At 55.0% G+C, this 25,024-nt stretch carries 26 protein-coding genes; 6 read left to right on the top strand and 20 right to left on the bottom strand.

The genetic code is table 11. The features are described from left to right. Positions 1-11: 11 nt before the first annotated feature. Positions 12-416, bottom strand: coding sequence for a chemotaxis protein CheW (locus ACZ5EH_RS02560; RefSeq protein WP_464276577.1), 405 nt, complete (start codon positions 414-416; stop codon positions 12-14). A gap of 264 nt (positions 417-680) precedes the next feature. Here ACZ5EH_RS02560 and ACZ5EH_RS02565 point away from each other — a divergent pair, with 264 nt between their 5' ends. Continuing rightward, positions 681-1,151 (top strand): hydrogenase maturation protease, encoded by a 471-nt coding sequence (locus tag ACZ5EH_RS02565; RefSeq protein WP_464276578.1) that lies wholly within the window; start codon positions 681-683, stop codon positions 1,149-1,151. Between the two features lie 5 nt (positions 1,152-1,156). Here the strand turns inward: ACZ5EH_RS02565 and ACZ5EH_RS02570 are convergent, their stop codons facing one another. From ACZ5EH_RS02570 to ACZ5EH_RS02585, 4 genes are read right to left on the bottom strand one after another with little or no spacing between them, the layout of a single operon-like run. Then, on the bottom strand, positions 1,157-1,468 hold the full coding sequence (locus tag ACZ5EH_RS02570) for a hypothetical protein (protein ID WP_464276579.1): 312 nt from the start codon (positions 1,466-1,468) through the stop codon (positions 1,157-1,159). Between the two features lie 15 nt (positions 1,469-1,483). Beyond that, positions 1,484-1,834: a DUF2250 domain-containing protein gene (locus ACZ5EH_RS02575; RefSeq protein ID WP_464276580.1), complete on the bottom strand. Its 351-nt coding sequence runs from the start codon at positions 1,832-1,834 to the stop codon at positions 1,484-1,486. After that, positions 1,831-2,433, bottom strand: coding sequence for a GDSL-type esterase/lipase family protein (locus ACZ5EH_RS02580; protein ID WP_464276581.1), 603 nt, complete (start codon positions 2,431-2,433; stop codon positions 1,831-1,833). Before ACZ5EH_RS02580 ends, ACZ5EH_RS02575 begins: the two co-directional genes overlap by 4 nt. A 54-nt stretch (positions 2,434-2,487) precedes the next feature. Beyond that, entirely contained in the window at positions 2,488-3,561 is a 1,074-nt protein-coding gene (locus tag ACZ5EH_RS02585) for a PilZ domain-containing protein (RefSeq protein WP_464276582.1), read from the bottom strand. A 202-nt stretch (positions 3,562-3,763) separates the two neighbouring features. Between ACZ5EH_RS02585 and ACZ5EH_RS02590 the strand changes: the two genes are divergently transcribed. Then, positions 3,764-4,984: an HD-GYP domain-containing protein gene (locus tag ACZ5EH_RS02590; RefSeq protein WP_464276583.1), complete on the top strand. Its 1,221-nt coding sequence runs from the start codon at positions 3,764-3,766 to the stop codon at positions 4,982-4,984. Between the two features lie 38 nt (positions 4,985-5,022). Here the strand turns inward: ACZ5EH_RS02590 and ACZ5EH_RS02595 are convergent, their stop codons facing one another. The 7 genes from ACZ5EH_RS02595 to ACZ5EH_RS02625 form a co-directional block, all read right to left on the bottom strand. Beyond that, a complete protein-coding gene (locus ACZ5EH_RS02595) occupies positions 5,023-5,724 on the bottom strand; it encodes a type 1 glutamine amidotransferase (RefSeq protein ID WP_464276584.1) in 702 nt (233 codons plus the stop codon). Positions 5,725-5,760: 36 nt separating this feature from the next. Continuing rightward, entirely contained in the window at positions 5,761-6,702 is a 942-nt protein-coding gene (locus ACZ5EH_RS02600; protein WP_464276585.1) for a polysaccharide deacetylase family protein, read from the bottom strand. 87 nt (positions 6,703-6,789) lie between these two features. Further along, complete coding sequence (locus ACZ5EH_RS02605) at positions 6,790-7,953, bottom strand: SPOR domain-containing protein (RefSeq protein ID WP_464276586.1); 1,164 nt, start codon at positions 7,951-7,953, stop codon at positions 6,790-6,792. A gap of 209 nt (positions 7,954-8,162) precedes the next feature. Continuing rightward, entirely contained in the window at positions 8,163-9,290 is a 1,128-nt protein-coding gene (locus tag ACZ5EH_RS02610; RefSeq protein ID WP_464276587.1) for a glycosyltransferase family 4 protein, read from the bottom strand. A gap of 10 nt (positions 9,291-9,300) precedes the next feature. After that, the gene (locus ACZ5EH_RS02615; protein WP_464276588.1) at positions 9,301-9,909 is read right to left on the bottom strand and encodes a hypothetical protein; all 609 of its coding nucleotides are present in this window, start codon (positions 9,907-9,909) and stop codon (positions 9,301-9,303) included. A 211-nt stretch (positions 9,910-10,120) separates the two neighbouring features. After that, on the bottom strand, positions 10,121-11,302 hold the full coding sequence (locus ACZ5EH_RS02620) for a sensor histidine kinase (protein ID WP_464276589.1): 1,182 nt from the start codon (positions 11,300-11,302) through the stop codon (positions 10,121-10,123). An 81-nt stretch (positions 11,303-11,383) separates the two neighbouring features. Beyond that, a complete protein-coding gene (locus ACZ5EH_RS02625) occupies positions 11,384-12,298 on the bottom strand; it encodes an ADP-ribosylglycohydrolase family protein (RefSeq protein WP_464276590.1) in 915 nt (304 codons plus the stop codon). 231 nt (positions 12,299-12,529) lie between these two features. On the opposite strand from ACZ5EH_RS02625, the gene ACZ5EH_RS02630 reads away from it, so the two are divergent. Further along, positions 12,530-14,527, top strand: coding sequence for a putative bifunctional diguanylate cyclase/phosphodiesterase (locus tag ACZ5EH_RS02630; protein ID WP_464276591.1), 1,998 nt, complete (start codon positions 12,530-12,532; stop codon positions 14,525-14,527). A gap of 284 nt (positions 14,528-14,811) precedes the next feature. On the opposite strand, the gene ACZ5EH_RS02635 is transcribed toward ACZ5EH_RS02630, so the two are convergent. Genes ACZ5EH_RS02635 through ACZ5EH_RS02645 form a run of 3 tightly spaced genes read right to left on the bottom strand, consistent with a single transcriptional unit; the run spans position 14,812 to position 17,359 of the window. Further along, positions 14,812-15,192 carry a chemotaxis response regulator CheY gene (locus tag ACZ5EH_RS02635; RefSeq protein WP_464276592.1) on the bottom strand — a complete coding sequence of 127 codons (381 nt, stop codon included), beginning with the start codon at positions 15,190-15,192 and terminating at the stop codon, positions 14,812-14,814. Positions 15,193-15,217: 25 nt separating this feature from the next. Beyond that, complete coding sequence (locus ACZ5EH_RS02640) at positions 15,218-16,840, bottom strand: response regulator (protein ID WP_464276593.1); 1,623 nt, start codon at positions 16,838-16,840, stop codon at positions 15,218-15,220. A 48-nt stretch (positions 16,841-16,888) separates the two neighbouring features. Next, positions 16,889-17,359, bottom strand: coding sequence for a chemotaxis protein CheX (locus ACZ5EH_RS02645; protein WP_464276594.1), 471 nt, complete (start codon positions 17,357-17,359; stop codon positions 16,889-16,891). Positions 17,360-17,575: 216 nt separating this feature from the next. Between ACZ5EH_RS02645 and ACZ5EH_RS02650 the strand changes: the two genes are divergently transcribed. Further along, positions 17,576-18,409 carry a tetratricopeptide repeat protein gene (locus ACZ5EH_RS02650; protein ID WP_464276595.1) on the top strand — a complete coding sequence of 278 codons (834 nt, stop codon included), beginning with the start codon at positions 17,576-17,578 and terminating at the stop codon, positions 18,407-18,409. 149 nt (positions 18,410-18,558) lie between these two features. Here ACZ5EH_RS02650 and ACZ5EH_RS02655 read toward each other — a convergent pair whose 3' ends face one another. The 5 genes from ACZ5EH_RS02655 to ACZ5EH_RS02675 all read right to left on the bottom strand — a co-directional run bounded on the left by ACZ5EH_RS02655 (position 18,559) and on the right by ACZ5EH_RS02675 (position 23,616). Further along, positions 18,559-18,864, bottom strand: a complete 306-nt coding sequence (locus ACZ5EH_RS02655) for a hypothetical protein (protein WP_464276596.1) — start codon at positions 18,862-18,864, stop codon at positions 18,559-18,561. Positions 18,865-19,018: 154 nt separating this feature from the next. Beyond that, positions 19,019-19,786, bottom strand: a complete 768-nt coding sequence (locus tag ACZ5EH_RS02660; protein ID WP_464276597.1) for an ATP-binding protein — start codon at positions 19,784-19,786, stop codon at positions 19,019-19,021. Positions 19,787-19,894: 108 nt separating this feature from the next. Next, entirely contained in the window at positions 19,895-21,778 is a 1,884-nt protein-coding gene (gene cooS / locus ACZ5EH_RS02665; protein ID WP_464276598.1) for an anaerobic carbon-monoxide dehydrogenase catalytic subunit, read from the bottom strand. Between the two features lie 211 nt (positions 21,779-21,989). Further along, a complete protein-coding gene (locus ACZ5EH_RS02670) occupies positions 21,990-22,649 on the bottom strand; it encodes a Crp/Fnr family transcriptional regulator (protein WP_464276599.1) in 660 nt (219 codons plus the stop codon). Positions 22,650-22,746: 97 nt separating this feature from the next. Then, a complete protein-coding gene (locus tag ACZ5EH_RS02675; RefSeq protein WP_464276600.1) occupies positions 22,747-23,616 on the bottom strand; it encodes a CheR family methyltransferase in 870 nt (289 codons plus the stop codon). Positions 23,617-23,843: 227 nt separating this feature from the next. Here ACZ5EH_RS02675 and ACZ5EH_RS02680 point away from each other — a divergent pair, with 227 nt between their 5' ends. Together ACZ5EH_RS02680 and ACZ5EH_RS02685 are read left to right on the top strand one after the other, a co-directional pair. Further along, a complete protein-coding gene (locus ACZ5EH_RS02680) occupies positions 23,844-24,332 on the top strand; it encodes a nitroreductase family protein (protein WP_464278252.1) in 489 nt (162 codons plus the stop codon). 2 nt (positions 24,333-24,334) lie between these two features. Next, positions 24,335-24,964, top strand: a complete 630-nt coding sequence (locus ACZ5EH_RS02685) for an MBL fold metallo-hydrolase (RefSeq protein WP_464276601.1) — start codon at positions 24,335-24,337, stop codon at positions 24,962-24,964. Positions 24,965-25,024: the final 60 nt, after the last annotated feature.

The raw sequence follows: 25,024 nt of genomic DNA on the forward strand, positions 1-25,024 counted from the left end.
CCCTGAAAAACTCAGTCCGAGGCGCCGCGCACGCTGGAGGCAAGGGCCTCGGCGTCCAAAATCATCACCAGGGAGTCGTCATCGAAACGCCCCATGCTGGTGATGAGCTCCTGCCCCCTGGAAACCGTGGATTCAGGCGGAGGCATCACCTGGTCTTCACGCAGGGTGCACAGTTCCGGCATGGTCTCCACGGCAAAGGAGATGAATTCGCCATCCATATCCAGCACAACTACAGGGCGTTCACGTTCATCAACCGGCGGCGCTACACCCAGCCGATGCCAGAGGTTCAATAGCGGTATTGCGCGGCCGCGCCACTCCACCACGCCATCAACCTCAGGCGGCACTTCCGGCAGCCGCGTAAGGTCGAGCTTGCGCTCAATTTCTTTCACCGTGCCCAAATCTATGGCATATGGCACACCCCCAATTCAAAACAAAGAAACTGGCGGACATCCAGCATGTTGCTTTTTTCATGGTGCATGGCAGTAGCTCCATTCTTTCTTTCCATTCAAGCAGATATCGTTCTCCTTGGCACAACTCTATTTACTCCATTTTGAACCATAGACCATTCGGGCTCCAAGGCCAAGTGGCTGCCTGAAGACTGCCGCACTTCCCCCTTGAGCTGCGGCTCGCCATGGCGTAGTGCTGCTTTCTGGCGTGAACACGAGCACAGTGAGAAAAGCATGCAGCGCGAAAACGTTGTCATAGGCATTGGCAACCCCGTGATGGGGGATGACCGCGCAGGGCTGGAAGTGGCCAGGCGTATAGAGGAGGCCGTTGCTTCCTCCCAGGTGGAGGCCGACGTCGCCAGTTATTACACTGTGGGGTTTGCGATTATGGAGGCCCTGAGAGGCTGTCGCAGGGCTTTTATCGTTGACGCCAGCAGACTTGGAGGGAGCCCCGGGGAGGTGCGTGAAATCGCAGCCGCAGAGCTTACCGGAGCCGGTGACCCCGTGAACTCCCACGCCATAGCGCTGGGGCAAACTTTGGAAACAGCCAGGGTCCTCTACCCTGCAGAGATACCAGATGAAATCCGTATAATCCTCATTGAAGCGGCCTTGCCGGAAACACCACAATCGCCCTGTACGCCCGCAGTCGACGCCGCCGTAGAGCAGGTGGCGCAGGATATCATCACCCGGCTACAGCAACCGTAAACAGGCTACAAGACCTTGCGTCTGGTATCCCGCCAGGCGGCTTCGTCAAACTCCCCAAGGGTGTAAAGCCGTATCTTGGTGCTGCGTGGAAATTCTCGCTTCAAAAGAGTCTTCAGCATTTTTTCCACCCGGGAAAGGGGCACGTCCTCGAAACGCTCTTCATTGTATCCATGCTCGATGATCATAAAGCCCTCTTTGTGGCGGACAAATACCGCGCCGCGATTGCGCTTGTAGGTCACAATCTCCACGGCGTGCCCCTGCGGCAATTTCTCCAGGCGTTGTATGAGGGTCTTTTGGATCGTTGTCTTATCGATCATGCGAAAACAACGTGGTCAGGCTTGTTTATAGGGCGGGCGCAGGTTCACATCCAAGTCCACCTCATTACGGCGAAAAAGATGCCGCCCCTTGCGTGTAAGGCCAAAGTAGGCGTGGTTGCGATGTTTGGCCACTTTTGTGCGCTTGTCCAGGCGGTATTCGATATTGGCGCCGGTGACGCGCTCAAGCAGCCCCTGCCCCTGTAATACGGAGACGGCCTCGCGCACATTTTCCGGCGCTGCATTGAGCCGTTTGGCCAGCTTGTTCACAAAAGCGGGGCCAGCCTTGTGTATGTAATATAATATTTCCAGCTGCAAAGCCGGGAATCGCTCCTGCAGGTCCTGCGCCCCGCCGCCTGTATGCGTCATTCCTGCTCCGGGGGGCATATCCAGTCATTCCATGCGTCCCAACTGTCGACCAGCCGGAAGATATGTGAATAGCCGGCGCGGGAAGGATGCACGCCATCGCCCTGCGTCAGGTCGTTTCCATAGAGTTCTGAATCGTACAAATCCGCCAAGATGCTCAAGTATGGAACTTGGATTTCTCTAAACATTGCTGCATACGCCGCATCAAGCTTCATAACCCGGGAAGTGAAATCCGGATCGGCCACAGGTGGCGGCCCAACGAACAGCACAGGGTGCTGTGCCTTTGCGTCTTCCACCAATTTTCTTACATTGGCCACGGATTGTTCTATCGAGATACGTGGTGAGCCATCTTCCAACACCATATCTGCAACACCGCAGGCAAAAACAAGATACATGGAATCCCCGGGCGCCTCTCTGCGGGCCAGTTCGTCTTTCCAGCGTGCGAGCAGATCGGCGCTCGTATTGCGGCGAATTCCCAGGTTGTAAACCGTCATGCTGCAGCCTCTGGTTCTGGCTTCAGCGCAAAGACGCCCGACCCAACCGATGTAGTCCGGATCGTTCACGCCATTCACCAGGGAATCGCCAAAAAAACTGATGATCATTATCTCTCCTGAGAGGGGCTCGATGTCGGCTTACCATCATGGTAGGCAAACGCCCTACCAGACATCGAGATCGAAGTTGATGTCCTTGCCTACACCGATAACGGATTCAAAATCATCATTTTTATCCTTGTCATCGGCGAACAGCAAATCATCTATCTGTTTACGCTGCTTATCCGATAAATCAACAAACTCGCACCCCACATGCTCTCCCGTTACGTGGCGCACCAGAACGCGAAATTTCTTCACTTTGACCTTTTCCAGCCCCAGCAAGTCCAAGGTCAGCTTTGCGCCTTTCTCAAAGACCACGCCTTCATTCTTGAAACCAACGCCTTCGCGGCAGATATCTATAACGGGCAGCGGGTCTTTTCGTTTGGCGTACCGTATGCTGCAATCCGCCAGTGGAATACGCCGGGAACGCCTTTTTTCATTGCCCGGGGCAACCTCTGGAGCCAACTCTTCCACAAGCTCCTGTTGCCCTGTTTCATCCACTGCCATATCCGGCAGGTCAGGATCAAAATCCACCCCACCTGTAATTTCAGGAGGCGGGCAGGCATTCCAGGCAGTTTCGCCATTAGTCGGTTCCGGCAGGCAGACCATGTTTTGCAAAGCTTCTTCCGTTTCAGGCCGTTCCGCAACATAGGAGCGTAAAAAACGGTGGGCGTCTTCCACCTGGCCCGCGCCTGCCTTGGCCATGGCGTACCCTGCGGCCAGGGGAGCATGTGCGGGGTCACACTGCAACCCGCGCTCATAGAGCTTGAGCGCCTGCTCATGCCTGCCGGCCTCTCGCAATGCGCCGGCCGCCCGCTGATAGGGATTCTCTGCCTTCAACCCGCTGGCCAGGCACCCTTTGTAAAGGGCGTCGGCATCGTCATAGCGTCGCAGGTGCACACAAGCCATGGCTGCGGCACTGAAATATTTGGAGGCCTCGTTTTTCTTGCCCTGCGCCTTGTAGGTAACAGCGAGAGCTTTGAGGGCTTCAGGGTATTTAGGCACGAGTTTGAGCTCAGCCACCAACTCACGTCTGGCTTCATCCATCTTACGTTCTTTAAGCAGCGCAACCCCTTGTCGATAATGCTCCCGCGCCTGGGGTGTCACGTTGTTTTGCACTCTGCCGGAGCCCTCATCCATTACCGGCCTCCTTACGTATGATGTCCTCCCAAAGACTTTTTCCTTAAGCGCAAGATAGGCCAAAGTCATACGTGAAGCAAGAACACGCCTGCCTGGCAGAGATGTAGAGGAAGGCTCCCTTTAATAACGGCAGTGACAACGAGATTAGTGTCTTGTATACATTGTGTAACTTTCTTGTGGAGCTTTGCCGGGGGGCTTTTTCATGCGGAGAAAAATCGACGTTGCCGACCTTAAAGTCGGCATGCACATTGTTGATACAGGTCTTTCCTGGTTCGAAAACCCTTATTTGTATGCCAAGTCCTGCGTCATTGAGGACCAGAGCCAAATCGAAGCCATCCTGGCGGAAGGGTATACGGAAACGTTCATAGACGACCCTACCGACGGCGATGGCAGCGGCCTTTCCCTGCATCACACAGTAGAGACCATAAGCAAGGCTCTGGACCTTTCAAAAGCCCAGCAGCACACGCAATTCATCAAAACAAAAAAAGTTCCTCTGGAGAAAGAGCTGGGCATAGCCAAAAAGCTCTACTCCGACTCCATGCGTCTGGTTCAGGATTGCGTCAAGGACGCACGCATGGGTGTACAACTGGACGTCTCCCGCTCCAACGAACTTGTGCAGGGCCTGATGGAAAGTGTGATACGCAACAGCGATGCCCTCATCAGCATCACAAAACTGCGTTCATACGATGAATATACTTACACCCACAGCATCAACGTTTCCGTATTGACCCTTGGTTTTGCGAACTTTTTGCAACTGCCCCCCCCTGTGGTAAAGGACCTTGGCGTGGCGGCTCTACTGCATGACATGGGCAAAGCACGCATACCGGACGCCATTCTGAACAAGCCGGGCAAGCTGACCCAGGAAGAATTTTCGGAAATGATGAAGCACCCCACAAAAGGGGTGGAACTGCTGGCGGGGCAAAGAAATGTCTCGGAAGAAATCCTGCGCGGTATTGAAGAGCACCACGAGAAGTACAATGGCAAAGGCTATCCTAAAGGGCTGCAAGCCGATGCCATCAGTCTGTTCGGCAGCATCATCAGCCTGGCGGACATATACGACGCCCTGACCAGCAAACGGGTCTACAAGCCCGGCATACAGCCGAACAAGGCCATGGGCACGATTTTCAGCATGCGGGGGCAGGATTTGTTCCCCTTGCACGTGGAGAATTTCGTCAACTTCCTGGGCATTTATCCCATTGGTTCGATGGTGGAGCTGTCCTCTGGCATGTTCGCTCTGGTCGCCAGCCCAAATCCTGGCAATCCGTTGCGGCCCAACGTAAAAGTCATTTTCGACGCACAAAAACGGGCTTGCATCCCGCAGGATATTGACCTTTCCGCCCACAAGGGCAAAGAGGATTTGAAAGTGGTCAAAACATTCGATCCCAAGGACTTCCGCGTAGACCCCGCCCAGTACCTACTGTAGGGCATGCCCCGGTATGCAGAATTTACTGGGCGTGCTTTTTATTTGGCTCGCCCTCGCTCCAGACGGAGCAGAAGCTCTTCCATTACGGGCCGCATTTTTTCGATGTTCTCCACTCCATTGCGAATTGTTGCGGCATCTTGAACCCATGGCCCCGGAGTCATCTCATCCGCACAGTGGGTCAAGAGACTTTCCACGGTAGCAGGCGTTGACTCCAGGTGAAACTGCAGGCCCAGAACACGCTCCTGGTACAGAAACCCCTGATTGAGGCACCCAGCGGTGCTGCCCAATGGCACTGCCTCAGGGGGGGTGGAAAAGGTATCACCATGCCAGTGAAAGGCCATGAATCGCTCTGGCAAGCCCGCAAAAAATGTATATTTTTTGGCCTGTTGTGAAAGCTCCACATCCAGCCAGCCGATCTCGCGTTCTGGATTGCGCGTGACCGTCGCCCCCAGACATTCCGCCACGAGTTGCGCCCCGAGACAGATGCCAAGAACCCGCGCGCCACTGGCAACGACATCCGCAATATAAGCCTTTTCCCTTTCCAGCCAGGGGTGTTCGGCCACATCTCCAACGCCCATGGGTCCGCCCATCACCACCAACCAATCCAGCGCAGCCACGGCGGGTGCTTCATCCGCAAGGTAAAATCCCCCCGCAGTGACTTCATACCCACGCGCTCTTGCCCATTGCCCAATGGCGGCCTCATCTTCAAAAGGCACATGCCGCAGACAGTGCATCCGCATACGATCCTCCTGCAAAGCTATAGTTGGCGGCGCCACTCACTCCGCTACAGCATCCAGGGTGGTTCCCTGCACGTCGCATACGGTGTGCAACCATGCCATGTAGGTTCCAATTTTTTTTGCCAACTTGTTCGCCGCGGCTTCGTCCGGCACCTTTGGGCTGCCCCCTGGCATCAGTTCGGAAGAGTGCAGAAACATGTTCAGCACGCGTCCGCCGCGGGCCAGATGCAGCCAGGTCGCCAGCTTCATGGACGCAAGGGGAAACCACAAGGGAGCAATGCCAACAACTGCAACCCGGGAGTAATCCCGCAACAGTCTGCGCCGGGCTTTTTCCGGTAGCAGGGTTCCAAGGCGATCCGCCCCTTTAGCGAAAAAATCGGCAATGGAATCGGCCGTGAGCGGCACTTCCAAAAGAGAGGGCGTTATCTGCCATGGTCTGGCGCGAAAACGAAAATGGTCCGGCCGGTCCAGCCCTATTTCCGTGCGCAGGGGCACCATGCTGGAATCAACCCTGATGCCGGCTTCCTCCAGCAGAGGAGCCAGGGAGTCACACCAGTCAAAGCGCCCCATCCTGAATGAACGGGGGGGAGTGCCGAACCGGTCGTTGATGGTGTCGCATAGCTGCAGCAGCTTGTCCCGCATCAAATCATGGGGCACCAGCGCTGAAGGCACAGGGTCGGGATACGGGAGTTCCCGCAAAGGGGGGGTGTTCCAGTGATGCAAATGCGCGCCAACAGCCGCGCCATAGTCTTCCTTGTGACGCAGAATCGCCTCGCAGGCGGCGGGCGATTGTGTCACGGACCATGCAGCCAACAGCGTCAAAGGCACGCCGAATTCGCGGGGGCAAAAATCCAGGCGCTTCAGGTGGGTAACATTCGCGGCCGTTGCCTCTCTGGCGTATTGCCCGCCGAACAGCCCTTCCTCCTCCACGTCAACACTGACAACAAGTTTGACGGAAGGTTTCTCTGTCTGTCTGCTCACGTGCATGGCGCGCAGAGTAGCACCGGCAGACGAGCTTGGGAAGCAGGCATGCTCATATTCGCCGCCACGGGCCTCGGCCCGGAAAAACTAGAAACCCAACAGAATGGGGTTTGCCACCCCCATGTCCATCAGCTCTTTGCGCAGTGCGGGCACACTGCCCTGCTTACGCGCAATGACACGGTACTTGGGCTTGCCCTGTTCTTCCACGAGCTCGACATCCGTCTCAAAGCCGACGCCCCGGAGCTGATCGCGCAGCATCTCTGCATTTTCCACGGCGCCAAATGCGCCGACCTGAAAGGTATAGTGCTGTTCAGCCTGGGGTGATGCGTCTGGCGCGGCCGGCGCCACCGGTTCTGCAGGCGCCTGGGAAGCGGCGGGAATAGTGGTGGTGGATGCAGCCGGCTGCGGCCCGGACTGAACAATCATGGGGTCGAAAATATCATGTTCGAGCAGCCGCGCGCGTCCCTCTTCGTCAGTACCTGGCCAAGTGGCCACCACGCGGTATTTGGTATCGGGATCCTGAGGGGTGTTCTGCAGTGTTACGGTGAAGCCATCCTCTTCGAGCTGGCGCTTGAGCTGCACGGCATTCGCTTCCATGGCAAAGGCGCCCACCTGATAACTGACACCCGTTGCAGGCAGAGCCCCTGCCGGTTCCGGAACATAGCTGGTGGCCGCGGGCATGCTCTGCATGTTGTCCTGATCACGGGGGTCCACACGACCGCCGATGAGTATGGGATCGTAGACCCCTACTTCATTGAGCCTGGCCCGGCCTTCAGCATCCGACCCCCGCCAGGTGGCAAGGACCTTGTGTGAAGGAGCGCCCGCTGCAGCATCGTTTTCCACGCTGGTGGAAAAGCCGAGTGCTTCCACTTTCTGGGCCAGAGCCTGGGCGTTTTCCGGCTTTGAAAAGGCGCCAATCTGATACGTGACCACTTCACGTGCAGGGTTTACCTGCCCCGCCTGAGGTTGGGGCGCTGGAGAGCCAGCCGTAGGCGCGGCAACCGGCTTGGGAGCAGGCGTCTGACTTGAAGCAACTCCTGGCGCAGGGCTTTCGGAAAGATCGGATGATTTGACACCGCCGGACTTCTCTGCCGGTGGCTGAATGGTGGTGGGCTGCGTCACCGCGCCTGATTGCGAATTACCACTACCGGCGTAACGCTCAGGCGGAATTTTGGTCTTTTGGCACCCGGCCAGCGCCATTATTGCTGTAAGAACCAATACGAGGGAGACAATCAGCAGACTGCGACGCATGGCGCCCTCCAGTTGATAGAGCCCTGGAAAACAACCGGGAGAGCCGGCCCCTGACTTCCCCGGAATGCGCCGGCCGCTCCTTCATCCTACTCAGAACAAAGACGGGGCAACTCCATTCCAGAGTGCCGGGCGGCGCGCAAACCTGAAAACAACCTATCGTAAGAACGATACGTCTGAAGCGCCAGAATGTCTAGAGCATTTTTAGAGTTTTAGCGAACGTGCTGATTTTTCATAAGCAGCTGTGAGCACAGAGATTCAAAAGCTGCCACCATGGCAGGCATGGAAAAGCGCGCAGCTGCGATTGCATGGGCTCTGTTGCCCATTCGCCTTGCACGGTCGGGTTCTGAAAGCAGAGTCACAAGGCGGGCGGCAAGCGTTGCCGCATCTCCTGGCGGCACAATGTAGCCGCTTTGTCCATCTTCTATGATCTCGCTACACCCCCCGACAGCAGTGGCCACCGCAGGCCGACCACATGCAGCCGCCTCCACCAGAACACGGGGCAGGCTCTCGGAATGCGAACTGAGCGCCACCACATCAGCAGCGGCGTACACCAAGGGGGCATCGGTATCCGGAGGCAGAAAGCGAACACTCTCTTGCAGGCCAAGCTCTTGAACGCGCTGTTTGATCCTGCCTTCTTCCCCCCCGTGCCCCATAAGGATGAAAATCGCATCAGGCAGGGCGCGTTTGACCGCAGCAAAGGCATCCAGCGCAACTTCGTGTCCCTTAACCGGGGCGAAACGCGCTACCATGGCCACAAGGGGCGAGTGTCCGGGCAGGTCCAGCGCCTTGCGCACCTCATGTACAGAACGCGGGGCAAACCGCTCCAGGTCCACTCCATTGGGCAGAACATGCAACCGCTCCATAGGGTAGCCATAGCGTTCGTGAAACTCCTGCCGCAAGGCATTCGAATTGGCTACCACGGCTGTGGTGCCGGGCAAGAGCAAGCGCTCGTACCATGGGAAACGGCGGGTGCGGTAGGCAGAAAGCACCACCGGCGTCCGTGCCAGAATGCCGGCGGCCCTGCCCCATAGTTTGTCCACATAAGTGTAAACGCTCACCACATGCGGGGCGAACGCCTGCACCTCGCGCTGCACCCGCCAAAAAGGAAAGGGCAAAGAAAGCAGCGGCACCTGACGGAAGCGAACATCCACTGCACTGAGCGTATCGGCCAGGGGGCCGCCTAGGCGCAGATTCAAAACGCATGGATCAAAACGAGTTTTATCCATATTCGCTGCCATATCAGCGACATGACGTTCAGAACCGCCAAAGGTGAACTGGCCGAGAATGAAAAGGACCCTGATGCGGTCCGGGGGCGACGTGTCGGGGATTTTCTGCACAGGAAGGAACTCAATCTTCCGAAGCGACAGACGTGCGCGTGTAATACCTGCGTAATTCGTAATAGAACTCAGCCTTGACGAAATCATCCGGGTCCGTGATTTCCAGGACATGAGAAATGCTGTCCTGCTTGATCCTGAGCGTCCCCGGAACCTTTTCACCATTGACCGTATGCAGGTCCACCTGCACCTTGCCCTGCGTAAGGACGTACCGCCGCACTTCATTTGTGCGGATTTCGCCGCCTTCTTCATCATATCGCCTGGCGTCTATGTGCATCATCTCGTACTCAAGCATCTTGATGACAACTTCCTTTACAAAGGAACTGGGATCGAGCCGTTTTGCAAAACGGTCCTTTTCAGCAAACTTTGTAAGCCGTTGCAGCAAGGCAGGGCCAACAAGAGGCAGCGTCATGTAACGTATGCTGACGGCGTCCACCTGCGACATCGGGATCTTGTGCATCAAACTGATGAGCTGCCCCAGCGTCAGGTAAGGGTGCTTCTTTTGCCGCTCCAGAGAAGCTAGCAATTGCTCTTCAACAATCAGCCCCGCCCCCATCAGTGCAGTACCGATCTGTGGCAATGAAGGTTGGCTTCCGTCAGCTGGATTCCATACAACTCGCATTGCAGACACCATTAACAGGCAACAAGGTGAACATCACAGGCATTGGCGATACAAATAAAAAAATAGCAACATAAGAAACTTTTCTACTTTGCAGTATACCTAATTCTTACCATCTTTCGCAAGTTTTTGTACAACCGCCAATGCAGCGTTTATCAGACCGCTCAAGGGGTACAAAAAAGTACGCAGACTGAGTAGCGTCAGGCCACAGTTCTTAGAACTCCTTCAAGGGGAGCTCTATGTAGAAAATCGTGCCTTGTTTTTCATTACTGATGAAATCCGCTTTTCCCTGCAGGTATCGTTCGGTCAGAAGCCGCACGCTGTAGGTGCCCAGCCCCCTGCCCTCACCTTTGGTCGAAAAGGAGCGCTTGAACAGTTGCACTTGCGTGTCCTTGCTCATAACGCCTTCATTCTGGACGCTGAAAACGATCTTGTCCGCGTCTTTTTTCTGGCAGTCTATCGCCACAGTCTGCCCGCGTTCGCTCGCTTCCAGGGCATTTTTGAGCAGGTTCGCCAGAATTCTGTGCAGCAGGGCGACATCAGTCAAAAGGGCTATATCCTGCGCATCACTGGCCACGCAGACAGTTTTCCCCCTGGCGACATCGTGCTCCTTGAACATTGCGACCAGCGTTTCCAGCAACGGGCGCGAATGCAGAAGCTGCTCCCTGACTTCAAGCTCATCGTTTTCCGCAGCCATCAAGGTTTTATGCGCCTTGATCTCTTCCAGCAGCGTGGAGAAAAAACGGTAGAGCATTGCAGTATCCTCACGCAGATTCTCAGGGGAATCCTGCATGAGCATTTCTACAAAGCCGCGCAACCCCCCGGCCGTATTCAGAATATCATGGAAAAAGATGCGTTCGAGAGCGCGGCGGCGCTTTTCGTGACTGATGTCGTTGAATGCGATGATGACGAACTTTTCGTCGCTGGTAAAAAAAGGCGTCGCACGGACCCTGAGGTCGGACGCCTCCAACTCTTTACCGTGGTGCCGCATGATGCGGCATTCGTCTTCACACTCCACACCTTCGAGACCTTTGCCTATGGCGCGAAAGGCACCGCACTGCTGACAAAATTCAGTCGTGCCGCAGCCTCCGGAAGCGCCCAGAGCATGACCGCAATCAAAGAGCTCTCCAGGGCACAGCCCCAGAACATCGTCCTGGTTTTGCACGCCGAGTCCTGCAAGCGCCACTCGGTTTGCAAAAACGACCTGACGGCAAATATTGACGATGAAGACACTGTCAAAAACTGCGCCAAGAAGCGTGTGGATCAATTCACTCGTAAAGAGTTCTGCCTGACGTTCGATAATCTCTGCGGGTAAACGCTCGGCCAAATTGGCATCCGGCATATGATACCTGGACTGGTAATGGTGATGGCAGGTGCGCCAAACTTCAATAGCCATATTTCATTTTCCCCCGCGTTGGGGTATAGCCGTTGGCATTTCAAATGGCAATCATGAGCGTTTGACGCACTACCCGCTGCATCAGGCCATGCTATCCAAGAGTTTTTCAATCTCTTCAGCACGGCGCATCCCGCTTATCCATTCGTTTGGCAGCGCCTGCAGGCCGCCATTTTCCGGCCAGGCAAGCAGCACCATGCCCACAAGCATGGCTCGGGCTGCGGAATCCCCACCCGCCATGACACATTCTACAAGCGCCTTTTTCGGAGCATCCGGATAGGACGCGATCAGATGCACAGCCCCTGGCAACGCTTCGTCAACATGGCACGTTGGGCCCAGCTTCTGGATGGTCTCCACGGTATCGTTGCCTTTGGTGCTCAGTCCTTTTTCCACCCACTTGGGTATATTGCCGGCAACGTACTCGGCCTTGGCGGCGTTTTTCATGGCTTCTTCAGGGTGTGCGCCAGACAGGCATTCCAAGGCGGTGTGTGCAAAGAAGGCAGCAGCATCCACCACATCAGTAGTGGCGTGGGTCATCTTGGTTTGCGCCCGCGCCGCTTCCACCAAGGCCGTTGCATCACCATGCAGCTTGCAGACAAGTGGGGCGATCCGCGAAGCACCTGCCAGATCAATGGATGTCGAACCTGCGCTTTCAGGTTCGGAACCAAATTCAAAACGAGCCAGGGTTTTCTTGGTGGCGCCGTCGAAATAGCCCTTGTAGCCATCAAAGAGTGCTTTCCAGCGGGTGGCGAAATCATCCAGATCAAACCCGCCCTTGGCTGCCACAGACTCCAGCAGCACGAACATCTGATCCCCATAATGCGTAAAATCACCAGCCTCTTTGCCAGCGTGATAGGTTCCCGGCTGGGGGGCGAGCAGCGTCTCCACTCTGCCGAATTGCTCCTGAATGCGCTTCGGGTCGTATATCCAATGGGCACCGAGGGAGAGGGAATCTCCTGCAAATGAGGCCAGGACGAGAGCTCGGGTTGTATCTGACATGTTCTGTCTCCTGTGTTCCGGGTTGTACACAATTCGTTCAATGTGTCGTAAATTTTTACTTACTTACATACCTAGCTCCAAAGCGCCCCCTGTTCAACCCCTCTTGGCATTTCCAAGGCATCCCCGATCCGCCATGGTTTCGTACGGAAAACCTGACGGCTTGTTTCACGACAAAAATACGTTTGTAACGTTATTGTCACCCTGAGGGCTTACACATTTATTGGTTTTATCATGAAGAAACGTACATACATAATTGTCGCTACGGCATTAGCCTCCCTTACGCTCATTGCCACCTGGCAAGGGGGCTTCCTTCATTGGGAATCCTCCGCTGAACTCGGTGGAGAAAGAATCGCCCTGGGGCTGAGCGCCATACTGCTTCTTGTGGGCGCCTGGGTGCTCACATGGACCCGCAGACTGGAATCTCAAGCCGAGACAACGCGCCAGAAGCTCGTTGCAGAATGCATCGAACGGGAGCGATCAGAAACGGAACTGGGCACTGTCCTCTCCTCCATGAACAGCCTCGTTGCAGAGCTGGACATAAACGGCTTTATCCTGCGGTTCATCCCCACCCGCTATGAACTGCACGAGCTTGATCCTGACGACATAGAAGGACGCAACATCCAGGAGTTCCTGCCAAACCAGGGATGGAAACGTTTCAGTCAGGTGCTGGAGCGCGTTTTCCTGGAGCGTGTGAGTGAAGAGGTGGAACAACTTGTCGAGATAGACAACACCCAGACCCCTTTTCAGTTAACGGTATCCCCCCTCACAGAAAAAAGCGCCTTGATGATCGGAAGGGACATAACCGAGCGTAGATTTTATGAAGAAGAGCTGGCCAGAAGGGCTTTTACCGACCCCCTGACCTCTCTCCCCAACAGAGCGCTGTTTCTGGACAGACTGCGCCGCGCCATGGCCGGCTATCAACGTCGCGAAGGGCTGCAGTACGCCGTGCTCTACATTGATCTGGACCGTTTCAAGATCATCAACGAAAGCTTTGGCCACGCCAAAGGCAACGCCATGATCCGCGCCACGGCCCAGCGCATAGAAAGGTGCCTTCGCAAAGTGGATACGGCTTCCCGTTTTTTGGGAGATGAATTTGTGCTGCTGCTTGATGAAATAAGCGATCAGCGGGAAGCCCTACGGGTGGTGGAGCGTGTTCGCGAGGTCCTTTCCAGACCGTTCATCATTGAAGGTGCGGAAGTCTACACCTCGGCAAGCATCGGCATTGCCTTCAGCGCACCCCATTATGAAGACCCGGACGACATTGTGCGCGATGCACACGCCGCCATGCAATGGTCCCGTAGTCGCTGCCGTGGCGGGTACAAGGTCTTCCATTCGGAAATACACGACAGAGCCATGAGTTATCTGCAGCTGGAATCAGATATGCGCAAGGCGGTGATAGAGCTTTCACCGAAAAAAAGCGAAGAAGGCTGCTGCCTGATAGAAGAGGGGCAGAACCAGTTCTGCCTGCACTACCAGCCGATCGTGTCCTTGAAGACAGGGCTGGTTACGGGGGTTGAGGCATTGTTGCGCTGGCAGCACCCCACACGTGGCATGGTCTCCCCCGTGGAATTCATCCCCATTGCCGAAGAGACCGGTCTCATCCTGCCCCTTGGCGCCTGGGTTCTGAAACAGGCCTGCACACGGTTGCGCGAGCTCAACCGCAACAGAACCAACGGCAACCGCCTGACCATGAGTGTGAATATCTCAGCAAGGCAACTGCAACAGCAATCCTTGCCAGGCATCATCAAAGACAACCTCGAGAGAAATGGGGTGGACGGGGAACTGCTGCACCTGGAGCTGACCGAAAGCATGGTCATGGACAATCCCCTGGAAGCAAACGCCGCGCTACAGGAGCTGAAACGGCTGGGCGTCTCCCTGGCCATTGACGACTTCGGTACAGGCTACTCCTCACTCAGCCATCTTTACAAATTCCCCTTCGACATCCTCAAGATAGACCGCAGCTTTGTAAACAGGATCGAATTCCTGGAAGGCAAGCATTGCCGCATTATCGAGGCAATAGTCGCCATGGCGCAAAGTATGGAGATGACGGTCATAGCGGAAGGTGTGGAAAAAGAAGAACAGCGGGCAAGGCTTCTGGAACTGGGGTGTACCTTTGCCCAAGGCTACCACTTTGCCCGGACGCTCTGCACGGAAAGTTTGGAAACATATATTCGCAGCTGCCGGCCTTCTCTGGTGACAAGCGAATTGCCCACCGACGCTTCTCAGTAGCCCCCCACAATAAAAAAACCGCGACGGAAAGCAGAAAACCTGCTGTTTCCGCCGCAGTATGGTGCATTCTGATCGGGCGTTCAGCCACCAATATCAGGTGAGCAAGCACGTATAGCCTTGCCAGACAAACGCGCAATTCCACCTTACCAGCAACAAGAGGCCACAAAAGGGGTGCGGCATTTTTTTGCACGCATACAAAGCCGCACGCACCCGGCTGCCGGAATGCCCAGAAAAGAAGTCTTGCGGCTTTTAGCGCTGCCCTTCAAAAGGCAGCATATACGACACTAATCAAAAATCTTGTCGATTTTCTGCTTCAGCGTCTCTGCAGTGAATGGCTTCACAATGTAGTTGGAAACTTTTGCCTGTACAGCCTCGATAATGTTTTCCTGTTGCGCTTCAGCAGTAACCATCAAAAAAGGCAGATCGCTGAACTCTTCGCTGGAGCGCACCTTGCGCAAAAGTTCGATGCCGGTCATCTGGGGCATATTCCAGTCGGAAATGATAAAGTCTATGCCGCCCTTATTGATGACTTCCCAGGCAGTGGTTCCGTCGTCTGCTTCCTCGATGTTATTGAAGCCCAGTTGGCGCAGAATGTTTTTGATGATTCTGCGCATCGTGGAAAAGTCGTCCACGACCAGGAGCCGCATGTTGGTGTTATAGCCCATGCTCTCAGTTCTCCTCTTGAATTCCTCAATGGATCATTTTCACTATTTTGTTAGCAAAAAGTTCTTTTGTAAATGGTTTTATGATGAATCCGGTCACTCCCGCCTGCTTTGCAAGCTGGGCCTGTGATTTTGCGGATTCAGTCGTTGCCATCATTATGGGCGTTTGCCCGTATTCTTCCATGGCGCGCAAGCGCCGGGTAAGCTCAATGCCATCCATGACAGGCATGTTCATGTCAACCACAAACATGTCATATCGTTCACCTGCTTCTACAAGATCAAGAGCCGCCTGGCCATGCTCAGCAGTGTGTATCGTGCACCTCACCTCTCCTGCCAACTGCGCATAAAACCCTCGCATGGCGTCGGAGTCGTCCACGGCCAACAGCCGCGGCCCGCTGTCGGATGCGCCTTCTTGCTTTTGCCTGAGCTGGCCCGCATCTTCTGCGGCCCCTGCAGCTTCGAGTATCTGGGCAAAATGTTCACGGGTATCTGTCGCGGCAGCATTCGCCGCCTTCAAAAGCTTCTCGCCAACTGCTCCTTCTCCATGAAGAGCGGCAAAGAGATTGCCGGCTTTGGCTGCAATCACCGCATCCAAGATGCGCTGCCCCTGGTCTTCGCCCTTTTCCACCAGGGAGACAATTTTTTGCCCAAAGGCCTTGGCCCCAGCAGGAGAAAGCAAAGAATCCAACCCCTGAACGATGCAAAGAATCAGCAACGGATCCTTTTCACTGAACAGTGCGTCCTGCAACGCTACCATGCTCTTTATGCCAGGAGTTTTACCAAGGGCCTCATAAGCTGCAAAAAGTTCGTTATGATCGACCAGCACCTTGTCATCCAAGGCGCTTACCAACGCCGACCCTGCGTCCTTGTGGCCGATAAAGCCCAGGACGTTGGCCGCCATGATTCTGGTATCCATGTCTCTGGAGGTGCGCAACGTATTCGCCACCAATGGCACAGCCGGTTGCCCCACTTCGACCAGCACGCGGTGTACGATACGTCTGGCTGTCGGGTTCTCGTGGTGCAGTTTGGTGACAAGATACCCAAGCGCCGCATCAGCGCCCTTTGCGCCCAACTGTCCCAACGCCTCGATGGCTTTCCAGGTCAGGACTTCGCACTGTGTATAGCGCTCCGGCGCTTCGTTGGCGTTAATAATGGCTTCAAATTCAGGGATTGCCGAAGCATCGCCCAACTCCCCGAGCTGTTCGATACACAGTGTGGAAATATAATCGTCCTCGTGATGCAAGTGCTTATGAAAAAGCGGCAGAGAGTCGCCATCGTGCAGCCGGGCCAGGGCGGAAAGCGCTTCGTGCAGGGCTTCCCCTTCACCTGGTTCGCTTCCCCAGGCTTCGGCCAGCCGCCGCAGGACAGGCGCCGCTTCAGCCAATTCGGCTTCTGCAGCAAGCGATGTACAATAGCGTTGCAGGTTCTTGTTGCCGCTTTCCAGCAGGGCCAGCAACTCTGCAGGATTGTGCAGCAGCACATTGTGCAATGTATTGCGGACCATGGAGTCCACCGCCGTGTCGCCAACTGGATTTTCAAGTATTGCACACAGTGGTGCAACGGCGGCAGGATCGTTACTCTTCTCCACCTCGCCCAGTTCGGCGATTTGCGCCATAAAATCCTTATCGTGAAAACCTTCCAAAATAGCCATACAAACTCCCGGGGTAAAATGCGTTACGCGTCCTTACCGGGTAAACTTTTATTCAAAAGCAAATTCCACGAAAAAATCACCGTGCTCTGTTGTGAAAGGAATCGCCACAACAGGCTCTTTGGTAACATGGGTAATCGTGTGGTTGTCACCCATAATAACTGATGGTGTGGAGCCGGCGAGATGCATCCCCAATTCTGCAAGCCCGGCCCTGGCCTGTCCAGAAATCATGTTCGTTATCTCGCCCACAGCATCCTTTACATCCTGCACTATGTCCTGCACGTCATCACCCAGCATGGATTTGACCAAAGCAATCGCGCATTTTTTAGTAAAGGATACAGAAATGCTGCCATTCCTGTCTCCTGTTATGCCGATAACTGCAGAGATGTCACCAATGGCGGTGTTATCGTGTTTCACAAAAGGCTTGCCGGGCTGTGGCTCAATCATGGCCATGGTGCTAAGAACACTCACGGTGGCCTTGACAAAAGGCTTGGCGATTTCCACGCCTGCGGGTTTGGACATTACAAATGCTCCTTGCTCGATAGGTCCTCAGTTTTAATATCAGGATCTTCTTTTTGCGCTGCACTGTTAGACCGGCAGTCTGATATATTCATACAGACGTGCCCCCTTTCTGTCCAGACATGGCCGTAATTCCATTATACGAAATCACCCGCTTGACGCACTTCCTCGCCAGAGGATAAGAGAAAACGCAGATTCGGAACTCCAACAACCAAAAGAATGCAACAGACCAAAAACATAATGGAAGAACTGGCCAGGGCCAGGAATTATTATCATCGTCATGATGTGTTGCGCGCTATGTTGAGTGTGGCAACGGCACTCAAAACCACAGCAACTTCACAATTATTAGGGCGAGATAAGGCTCTTGTGGAAAACGGCATTCTCGAGTTGATACAACTGCTGAACCGTACCCAGGAGGTGAGGCGCCACTGCCCTTCGCCAGATGGCTTGGTGATGCAAAAGGGAAAACTCAAATCCCTTTTTCAAACACTTATAGGCATCATCAAAAAAGTGAAAGAAGAAGCTGAGAAAGAAAGTCTTGAAGAAACGAGAAATCGTAAGCTCGAATTGGACAACAACCTGATTCGAGGCCAAAAATACCTGGAAAATAAGAACTTGAAGGATGCGGAAGAAGCATTCCAAGAGGCGGTGAATAATTATGTGGATGAGCACAAGCTCTTCTACGTCATCGGCAGCAAACTTTTGGAAGCAGGATTCCCAAAACAGGCCCTGACGTATCTGACAAAAGGGCTGAAAGTCGATCCCGACCCACTTATCGTGGCCATTGCGTCCGCGCGTGCTTGGATTGCCCTGGAAGAGTGGGACAAGGCTGAAGCCGCTCTCCTGGAACATGCAGCCGCAGCACAGGCAACCCACGATCCCGACCTATTCGCGCTGCTGGCCCAGGCTCAGGCACGACAGGGCAAGGCCAGGGAAGCCCTTAAAAGCGCGGCGCAAGGGCTGCAAGCCGATCCGGGGCACAAGGCTTCACGCATGATCTACAACAAACTCAAAAAAGCGGCCGCCAAGAAGGCTGCTCCCCAAACAACGTAGCCACGGGCCAGGATATTCTCCCGGAGCCGCTCCCCTTTGCAAACTGTCAGCACCACTCATGGCGTCTGACAGCGCCCCCCTGCCTTTTGTGATTGTTTCCGATTGTTACGGAAATGGGCGAGCCTGCTGCGCCCACGTGCACGCTGCAGCTAATCCAGGTCCAGCAATGCCGCGACCCTGTCCGGATCAAGATGATGCGCAAGGGCGTCGTTTGCTTCCTGGCTGCTTTCCGTCGTGCCCAAGGTTCGCAATGATCCCAGAAAAGCTTCCCGCACATTGGGGTCGCTGAAGTCGGCATCCTTTGCCGCACCAGTCTGCTGTGCTGCCTGGGGTGCGGATGCTTGCGCCGGATTGATCAGCCCCCGCTTCTCTCTGCTCTTCTGCAGCAAATTTTCAAGACGGGCAAAGGGATCGCTCTCACGAGCCACATCGCTATCATTCATACGTACCAGCATGGGGCGCTCCTTCATGCTTGTGGTTGGAGTTTACTGCTTCAATGCTAAGCAAAAGGCTTTCCAACCACAGATACGTCAATCTTTTCAAGGTACTATATAGCCATAAAAAAGAAGGCGGCAAAAGATGCCGTAAACCGTTCCCCAAAATAGGTGCTTACGCGCCCAGACCAGACAGAATTTTCTCGCACAACGGGTCCACTATCTCGCTCTGCTCTGCAAGCCCCAGCACATTGCCGCTTTCCAACTGCCTGGCGATCAATCCATCCAAAGGAGGCGCCGTGGCGACCAAGGGGGGCAGTCCCTCTATCTCCGGCAGTGCTGCCGCGCCTTGATGGCGATTCAACACCAGCAACTGCTTTGTGAGCCCCATCTCCCCTGCCAGACGAGCGATTTCCGCAGCGGTGTCCAGCCCGCGGCGCGATGGTTCGCTGACCACCACCAGACCGTCAACGCTCGACACGGTGCCGCGCCCTAAATGCTCTACGCCGGCTTCCAGGTCGACAATCACCCATTCCTTGGCGTCCAGCACCAAGTGCGCCAGAAGGGCCTTGAGCAAAGAGTTTGCGCCGCAAGCGCAACCGCCTCCAGCTCCTGCAACAGTGCCCATGACCAGCAATCGTTTGGCGCCTGCGCCGTTTTCTCCTGAGCCAGGCAGTTCAACGGCCAGGTTCTCAGGCAGGTCGCCCACTTCGGGATTGAGATGCATGAAACCGGCGCCAATACGTTCTTTGACCAGGTCGTCGCGCAGCACCAGCGGTTCGGGAAGGGCCTCCCGGGAGAGGCCAGACGCCTGCCCCAGAGAAAGGGCCGTATCGGCGTCCACAAGATAGACGTCCTTGCCTTGCCTGGCGAGATAGTCACCAAGCCAGGCCGCGATGGTAGTCTTGCCTACCCCACCTTTTCCGGCAACCGCCAATTTCATGTCTGTCTCCAATGGATTATGATGCGAGCGCATCAGTCAAAGGGGGGCTTGCGCCCCCCCTTTTTTCACTGTCATCAGTCTTTTCCGGAAACCGGAAGGCTGCGTATTCTACGGATTCAGACCAAGGGCCTGCCGCTTGGATGCAATGCGCGCATCAATGGCTTCCGCTGCCTTCAGGGGGTCGGGCTCCACGCCAAAGCATGCGCCCACGACCTCATCCAATCCGCCCAGGGCCAGATTGGTGACGGTTTCGCTGCCCGTGATGTTCGGGGGCAATCCCAGGTGAGTATAAATACCGCTGGCGACTGCGTAAAGGCCGATTGCCGCAGCTTTTTCCGAGTACCATTCAGGGGCGCTGGCCGCCACTGGCAGGTCGGAGATGTCTGCGCCCAGGGCATTGGCAAGCACAGCGCACAGGTGGATGATGCGCGAGTTGTCCACGCAACTGCCCACATGCAGAACCGGAGGAATGCCAAGGGATTCGCAAACACTGCGCAGGCCGTCACCAGCCATTTTGGCGCCTTCCGGCACCATGAGGCCGGCCTTGCCCATGGCGACTGTGGCGCAACCGGTGACAAGCACCAGAACGTTGCGCTTGATGAGCTCCTTGCACAGTTCGGTGTGTACGTGGTCGTGCTTCAACCTGGGGTTGTTGCAGCCGACGATGCCGACTGCGCCCCGCACCTGTCCGGCCTTGATGGCTTCGATGAGCGGCGCCGGGGTGCCGCCCACAGCGCCAAGAATGGCTTCATTGGAGAAACCGGTCATGAGTTCAACGGGTTCGCCCGGAATTTCCACACGGGACGGGTCGCGCTTGCTGTAGGCCTCGATGGCCATTTCCACAACCTGCACGGCCTTTTCGCGGGCGTTCTTGTAATTGAACTCCACGTGTTCGGCGCCGGTGAACTTGGCCTTGTCGGAGGTGGAGACAAAACGCGTCTGGTAGCAGCCTGCAACCGTAACCAAGGAAGGCATGATGCATTGGTAGTCCACCACGATGCAGTCCACCGCCCCTGTCACCAGGGCGAGTTCGGTCATCAGGTGGTTACCGGCCATGGGGATGCCCTGGCGCATGAGCACTTCATTACCGGTACAGCAAAGGCCGGCCACGTTGATGCCCTTTGCACCGGCGGCCTTTGCCTTGTCCAGACACTCTGGGCTCCTTGCTGCTGCAAGAATCATTTCGGAAACAATGGGGCTGTGCCCGTGCACCACCACGTTGACCTGATCTTCCTTGAGCACGCCCAGGTTGACCTTGGCGGTTTTAGGCGTGGGGGTGCCGAAGATGATATCGGAGAGTTCAGTGGCGATCATGGAACCGCCCCATCCGTCCGCAAGAGAGACACGCGCCGAATGCAGGCAGATGCTGATGGCATCGCTGTCCACGCCCATGTGGGTGCGGTGCATCATTTCCACCACGTCGCGGTCTATACCGCGGGGGGTGATGCCCACTTTTTCCCAGAGAGCCAGACGCTTTTCAGGCACCCTTTTAAGGAAGGACACCGTATGGGTGGCAAAGCCAAAATCCTGAATAAAGGCTTCGGCCAGGAGTTTTGCAGTTTCCTGATCGCTTTTGCCGGAAACGTCCAGGCCGATTTCACCGGCAATGCGCCGCAGTTTTTCAGAATCGCGGATTTCATAATCCTTGGTTTCGCCAGTGCCGATGGCCAGCAGCGTTTCCACCAGGTCACGCCCGTGGTCTGAGTGGGAAGCAGCGCCGGCAGCAACAAAGCGGCCAAAGTTGCGCGCCACGGTGAGGTCTGCATCTGCGCCACAGACACCGCGGTCTTTTTTACCCGGCACAATCCGGCAGGGCCCCATAACGCACTTCTGGCACGAGAGTCCCTGTTCGCAAAATTTACACGAAGGGGTTTGCTGTTGCAGCCTGTCCCATACGGTTTCCACACCATCACGCCTGGCTTTTTCAATCATTGCGTGGGCGTCTGGCCAAATGGAAAGGTCCTCGGGTCTGGGGGGTAGCTTTTCTGCCATTTCCTTCTCCCTCAGTGTATGAATGTGGATGGAAGCACGTCCGCCTGGATAAATCCTGCCAACATATCCTGCGGACGGTATGAAGATATTTTCATCCGTAAAAATACAACCAGGGAACAATCCCGTCTGTCGGGTATCCGACAAAAACCGTCAACAAATGTGCCCGCCCTTTTTTTCTCTGCCTTGCACAAAAAACAAAGACAAGGGGCGATCAATTTGCCGCGGCGTACGCTCCCAGGGCGCGCAAATCCGGAATAAGATAAACGCCGCGTCCTTCGCGTAAAACGAGGCCCTCTCGCTCCAGGCGAGAGAGGGTTTCCGATACTGTCTGCCGTGTCGATCCCACAATGTTGGCCAGTTGCTCCGTGGTTACGGAAAGTTCCAGCCGGTACCCTTCAGGGAGCTTGCTTCCATGTTCAGAGGCGGCAACGTGCAAATATTCGGCAATACGATGGGGGATATCTTTGAAGACAAGGGAGTGGATGATGGAGAAAGAGCTTTTGAGAATGTCTCCCAGAACCAGAACCATGGTTCTGTTCAACTCTGGGTGTCGCTGCAGCAATTTAGCAAATCGTTCCGTGGGCATGGAGAGAAGTGTCAGGTCATCCATGGCCTGCACATAGGCGCGGGTATGTGTGGCGTATATATCTCCCGGCACCAGTATGGAAAGGGTAAATTCCTTTTCCTCGTAGGCCAGATAAAGCCTGGCGCTGCCGGAAGCTACTATAAAAACAGTATTCTCACGGCTGCGCGGCTCGTAGATAACCGCCCCTTTCGAGTAATGGCGGGAGGAAAATTCGTTGCGCAAATCTTCAAGGCCTGGATTTTCCAACGCCTCGAGCAGATTGATGTCCATGAGTCTGGTTTTCACGATCGCCCCTTGTTCATTTTTGATGGAGAGGGGTCTCCATTTCTTTACCGTACTATCAGCCTGAAGGCCAGGCAAGGCGGTAAAAGACCAGAGACGATCATATTTTGCAATAAACGGTGGGAACTTCTTGGCGCAGGGGCAGGGCCATTCCCGTCAGACTTTCGGAATGCCCGATAAACAGATTTCCACCTTGCTTCAGGTTTCTGCAAAATTTCGTAAAAAGCTTTGCTTGGGTTTCGCGATCAAAATAAATGACCACATTGCGGCAGAAAATCACGTCAAAAGGTTGATCAAACGAAAACTCTTCCATGAAATTAAGCTGCATGAATTTCACGGCCTTTCGCAATTCAGGCACCACACGCACCAGCCCCTTGCTGCGGTCGCGACTGCGCAGCAGGTATTTGCGCTTCATGTGCTCCGGCACGGGTTCTACCCGCTCAGCAAAATATATGGCCTGGGATGCTTCGCGAAGCGCCTGGGTGGAGATGTCCGTGGCCAGGATCTCAAATTCAAAACCATTTACAGCTTCCTTGAACTCGGACAAGACCATGGCCAGGGTGTACGGCTCCATACCTATGGAGCACCCGGCGCTCCAGATACGCATTTTGCGGTAACGACCGTTTTTTTCCAGCCAACGGGGAAGCAACGTTTTAGCCAGATAAACAAAATGCTGATTTTCGCGAAAGAAGTGTGTTGTATTGGTGGTGATGGCGTCTATGAGGTTGGAAAGTTCCTTTTCCATGCCCTCCGTACTGAACGCGTAGTGCATGTACTCGCGATGGGAAGGCAAGCCCAAAGCACGCATTCGCTTCTGCAGCCGCGTTTCCACCAGATTCTTTTTAGAGGGCGGCAGCTTAATGCCCACGCGTTCATGAATGAACTGGCTGAACTTGTTAAAGTCCCGCTCAGACATATGCCCAAGTGTCAGGGCAGGTCTTGTCTTCACACTGCTCATGGTTTCATTCATATACATGCCTCGTATAGGGTATGTTACCATACACCAGGTATGTTCTCAGTACAAGACCGAGATAAAAACAATCCGCTGCATGGCGCTTTTGGTTCCTGCATCTACCAGGAATGTTGACTGCCCTTGCTCCCCTCACCAGGAGAGGCTAGTATGAAAAACAAGTTGCAATCTTCGCAAGATGACAAGGAGCTCATGTGAGTACAGAACAAAATCCTGTGCTGCAGGCCATGCGACAACGCCGCAGCATACGAAAATTTACCGGAGAAGACGTGCCGCGTGAAGTACTGCGCGAGGTTGTAGAGGCCGGCCGCTGGGCGCCTAGCGGCAAGAACAATCAGCCCTATCGTTTTCTGGTGATTCTGCCTGGCGACCCCAGACAGGAGGCGCTTTCCCAATGCACTGCCTATAAGAAAATCGTTGTGGCGGCCCGCGCTTTGGTTGCCGTATTTCTGGACAAATCCAGGACATACAGCTCCATGAAGGATCACCAGGGCGTCGGCGCCAGCATCCAGAACATGCTGCTGGCGGTCCACGCCCAAGGCTATGGCGCCGTGTGGCTGGGAGAAATAGCCAACCAGAGCGACCAGGTTATGGATTCCCTTGGGCTTTCACCTGATGCATACGAATTTCAAGCACTTTTGGCCATTGGCAAGCCCGCAGCCGAAGGCAGCGCCTCACGGCTCGATCTTGAAGAATATCTTTTGGAGGATTTCTAAACATGGATGTTTTGACCTTTCCCATTGGCCCCCTGGAAACCAACTGCTATCTGGGTTGCATAGGCCAACAAGCCGTTGCCGTTGATCCAGGAGGTGATCCAACCCCTTTGCTTTCCCACCTGAAGCAAAACGGGATAACCCTCACCCATATCCTGGTCACGCATCTGCACTTTGACCATATATTCGGCAACAAGGCCCTTGCCGACGCCACCGGCGCCCCCATCCTGGCAAACGATGAAGATTCCTTTCTGATGAAAACCGAGCTGGGCAAAGGCGGCATGTGGGGCATGCCCACGGTGGAGACATTCACCTACACTCCCATTGAAGCCGGAGAAATGGAGCTGCTGGGCACCACTTGCAAGGCCCTGGCCACCCCCGGACATACCCCGGGAAGCCTCAGCTTCTACTTTCCGGAGCACAATGTCTGCTTTGTGGGCGACCTCATATTCAACCGCTCCATAGGGCGTACTGATTTTCCTGGCGGTGATTTTGAAGCCCTGCAACAGTCCGTCATAAAAAATATTTTTACCTTGCCAGACGAAACCGTGCTTTACAGCGGACACGGCTCACCAACAAGTGTTGGCGATGAAAAGTTGCATAATCCCTTTTTCAGTGACTATAGAGGAATGTGATCTTTTACGCTCCAAATTGAAGGCTGGGGGGCCATGGCCAAAACGGAACAATTCATCGAC

This window comes from Desulfovibrio biadhensis (assembly GCF_055388615.1).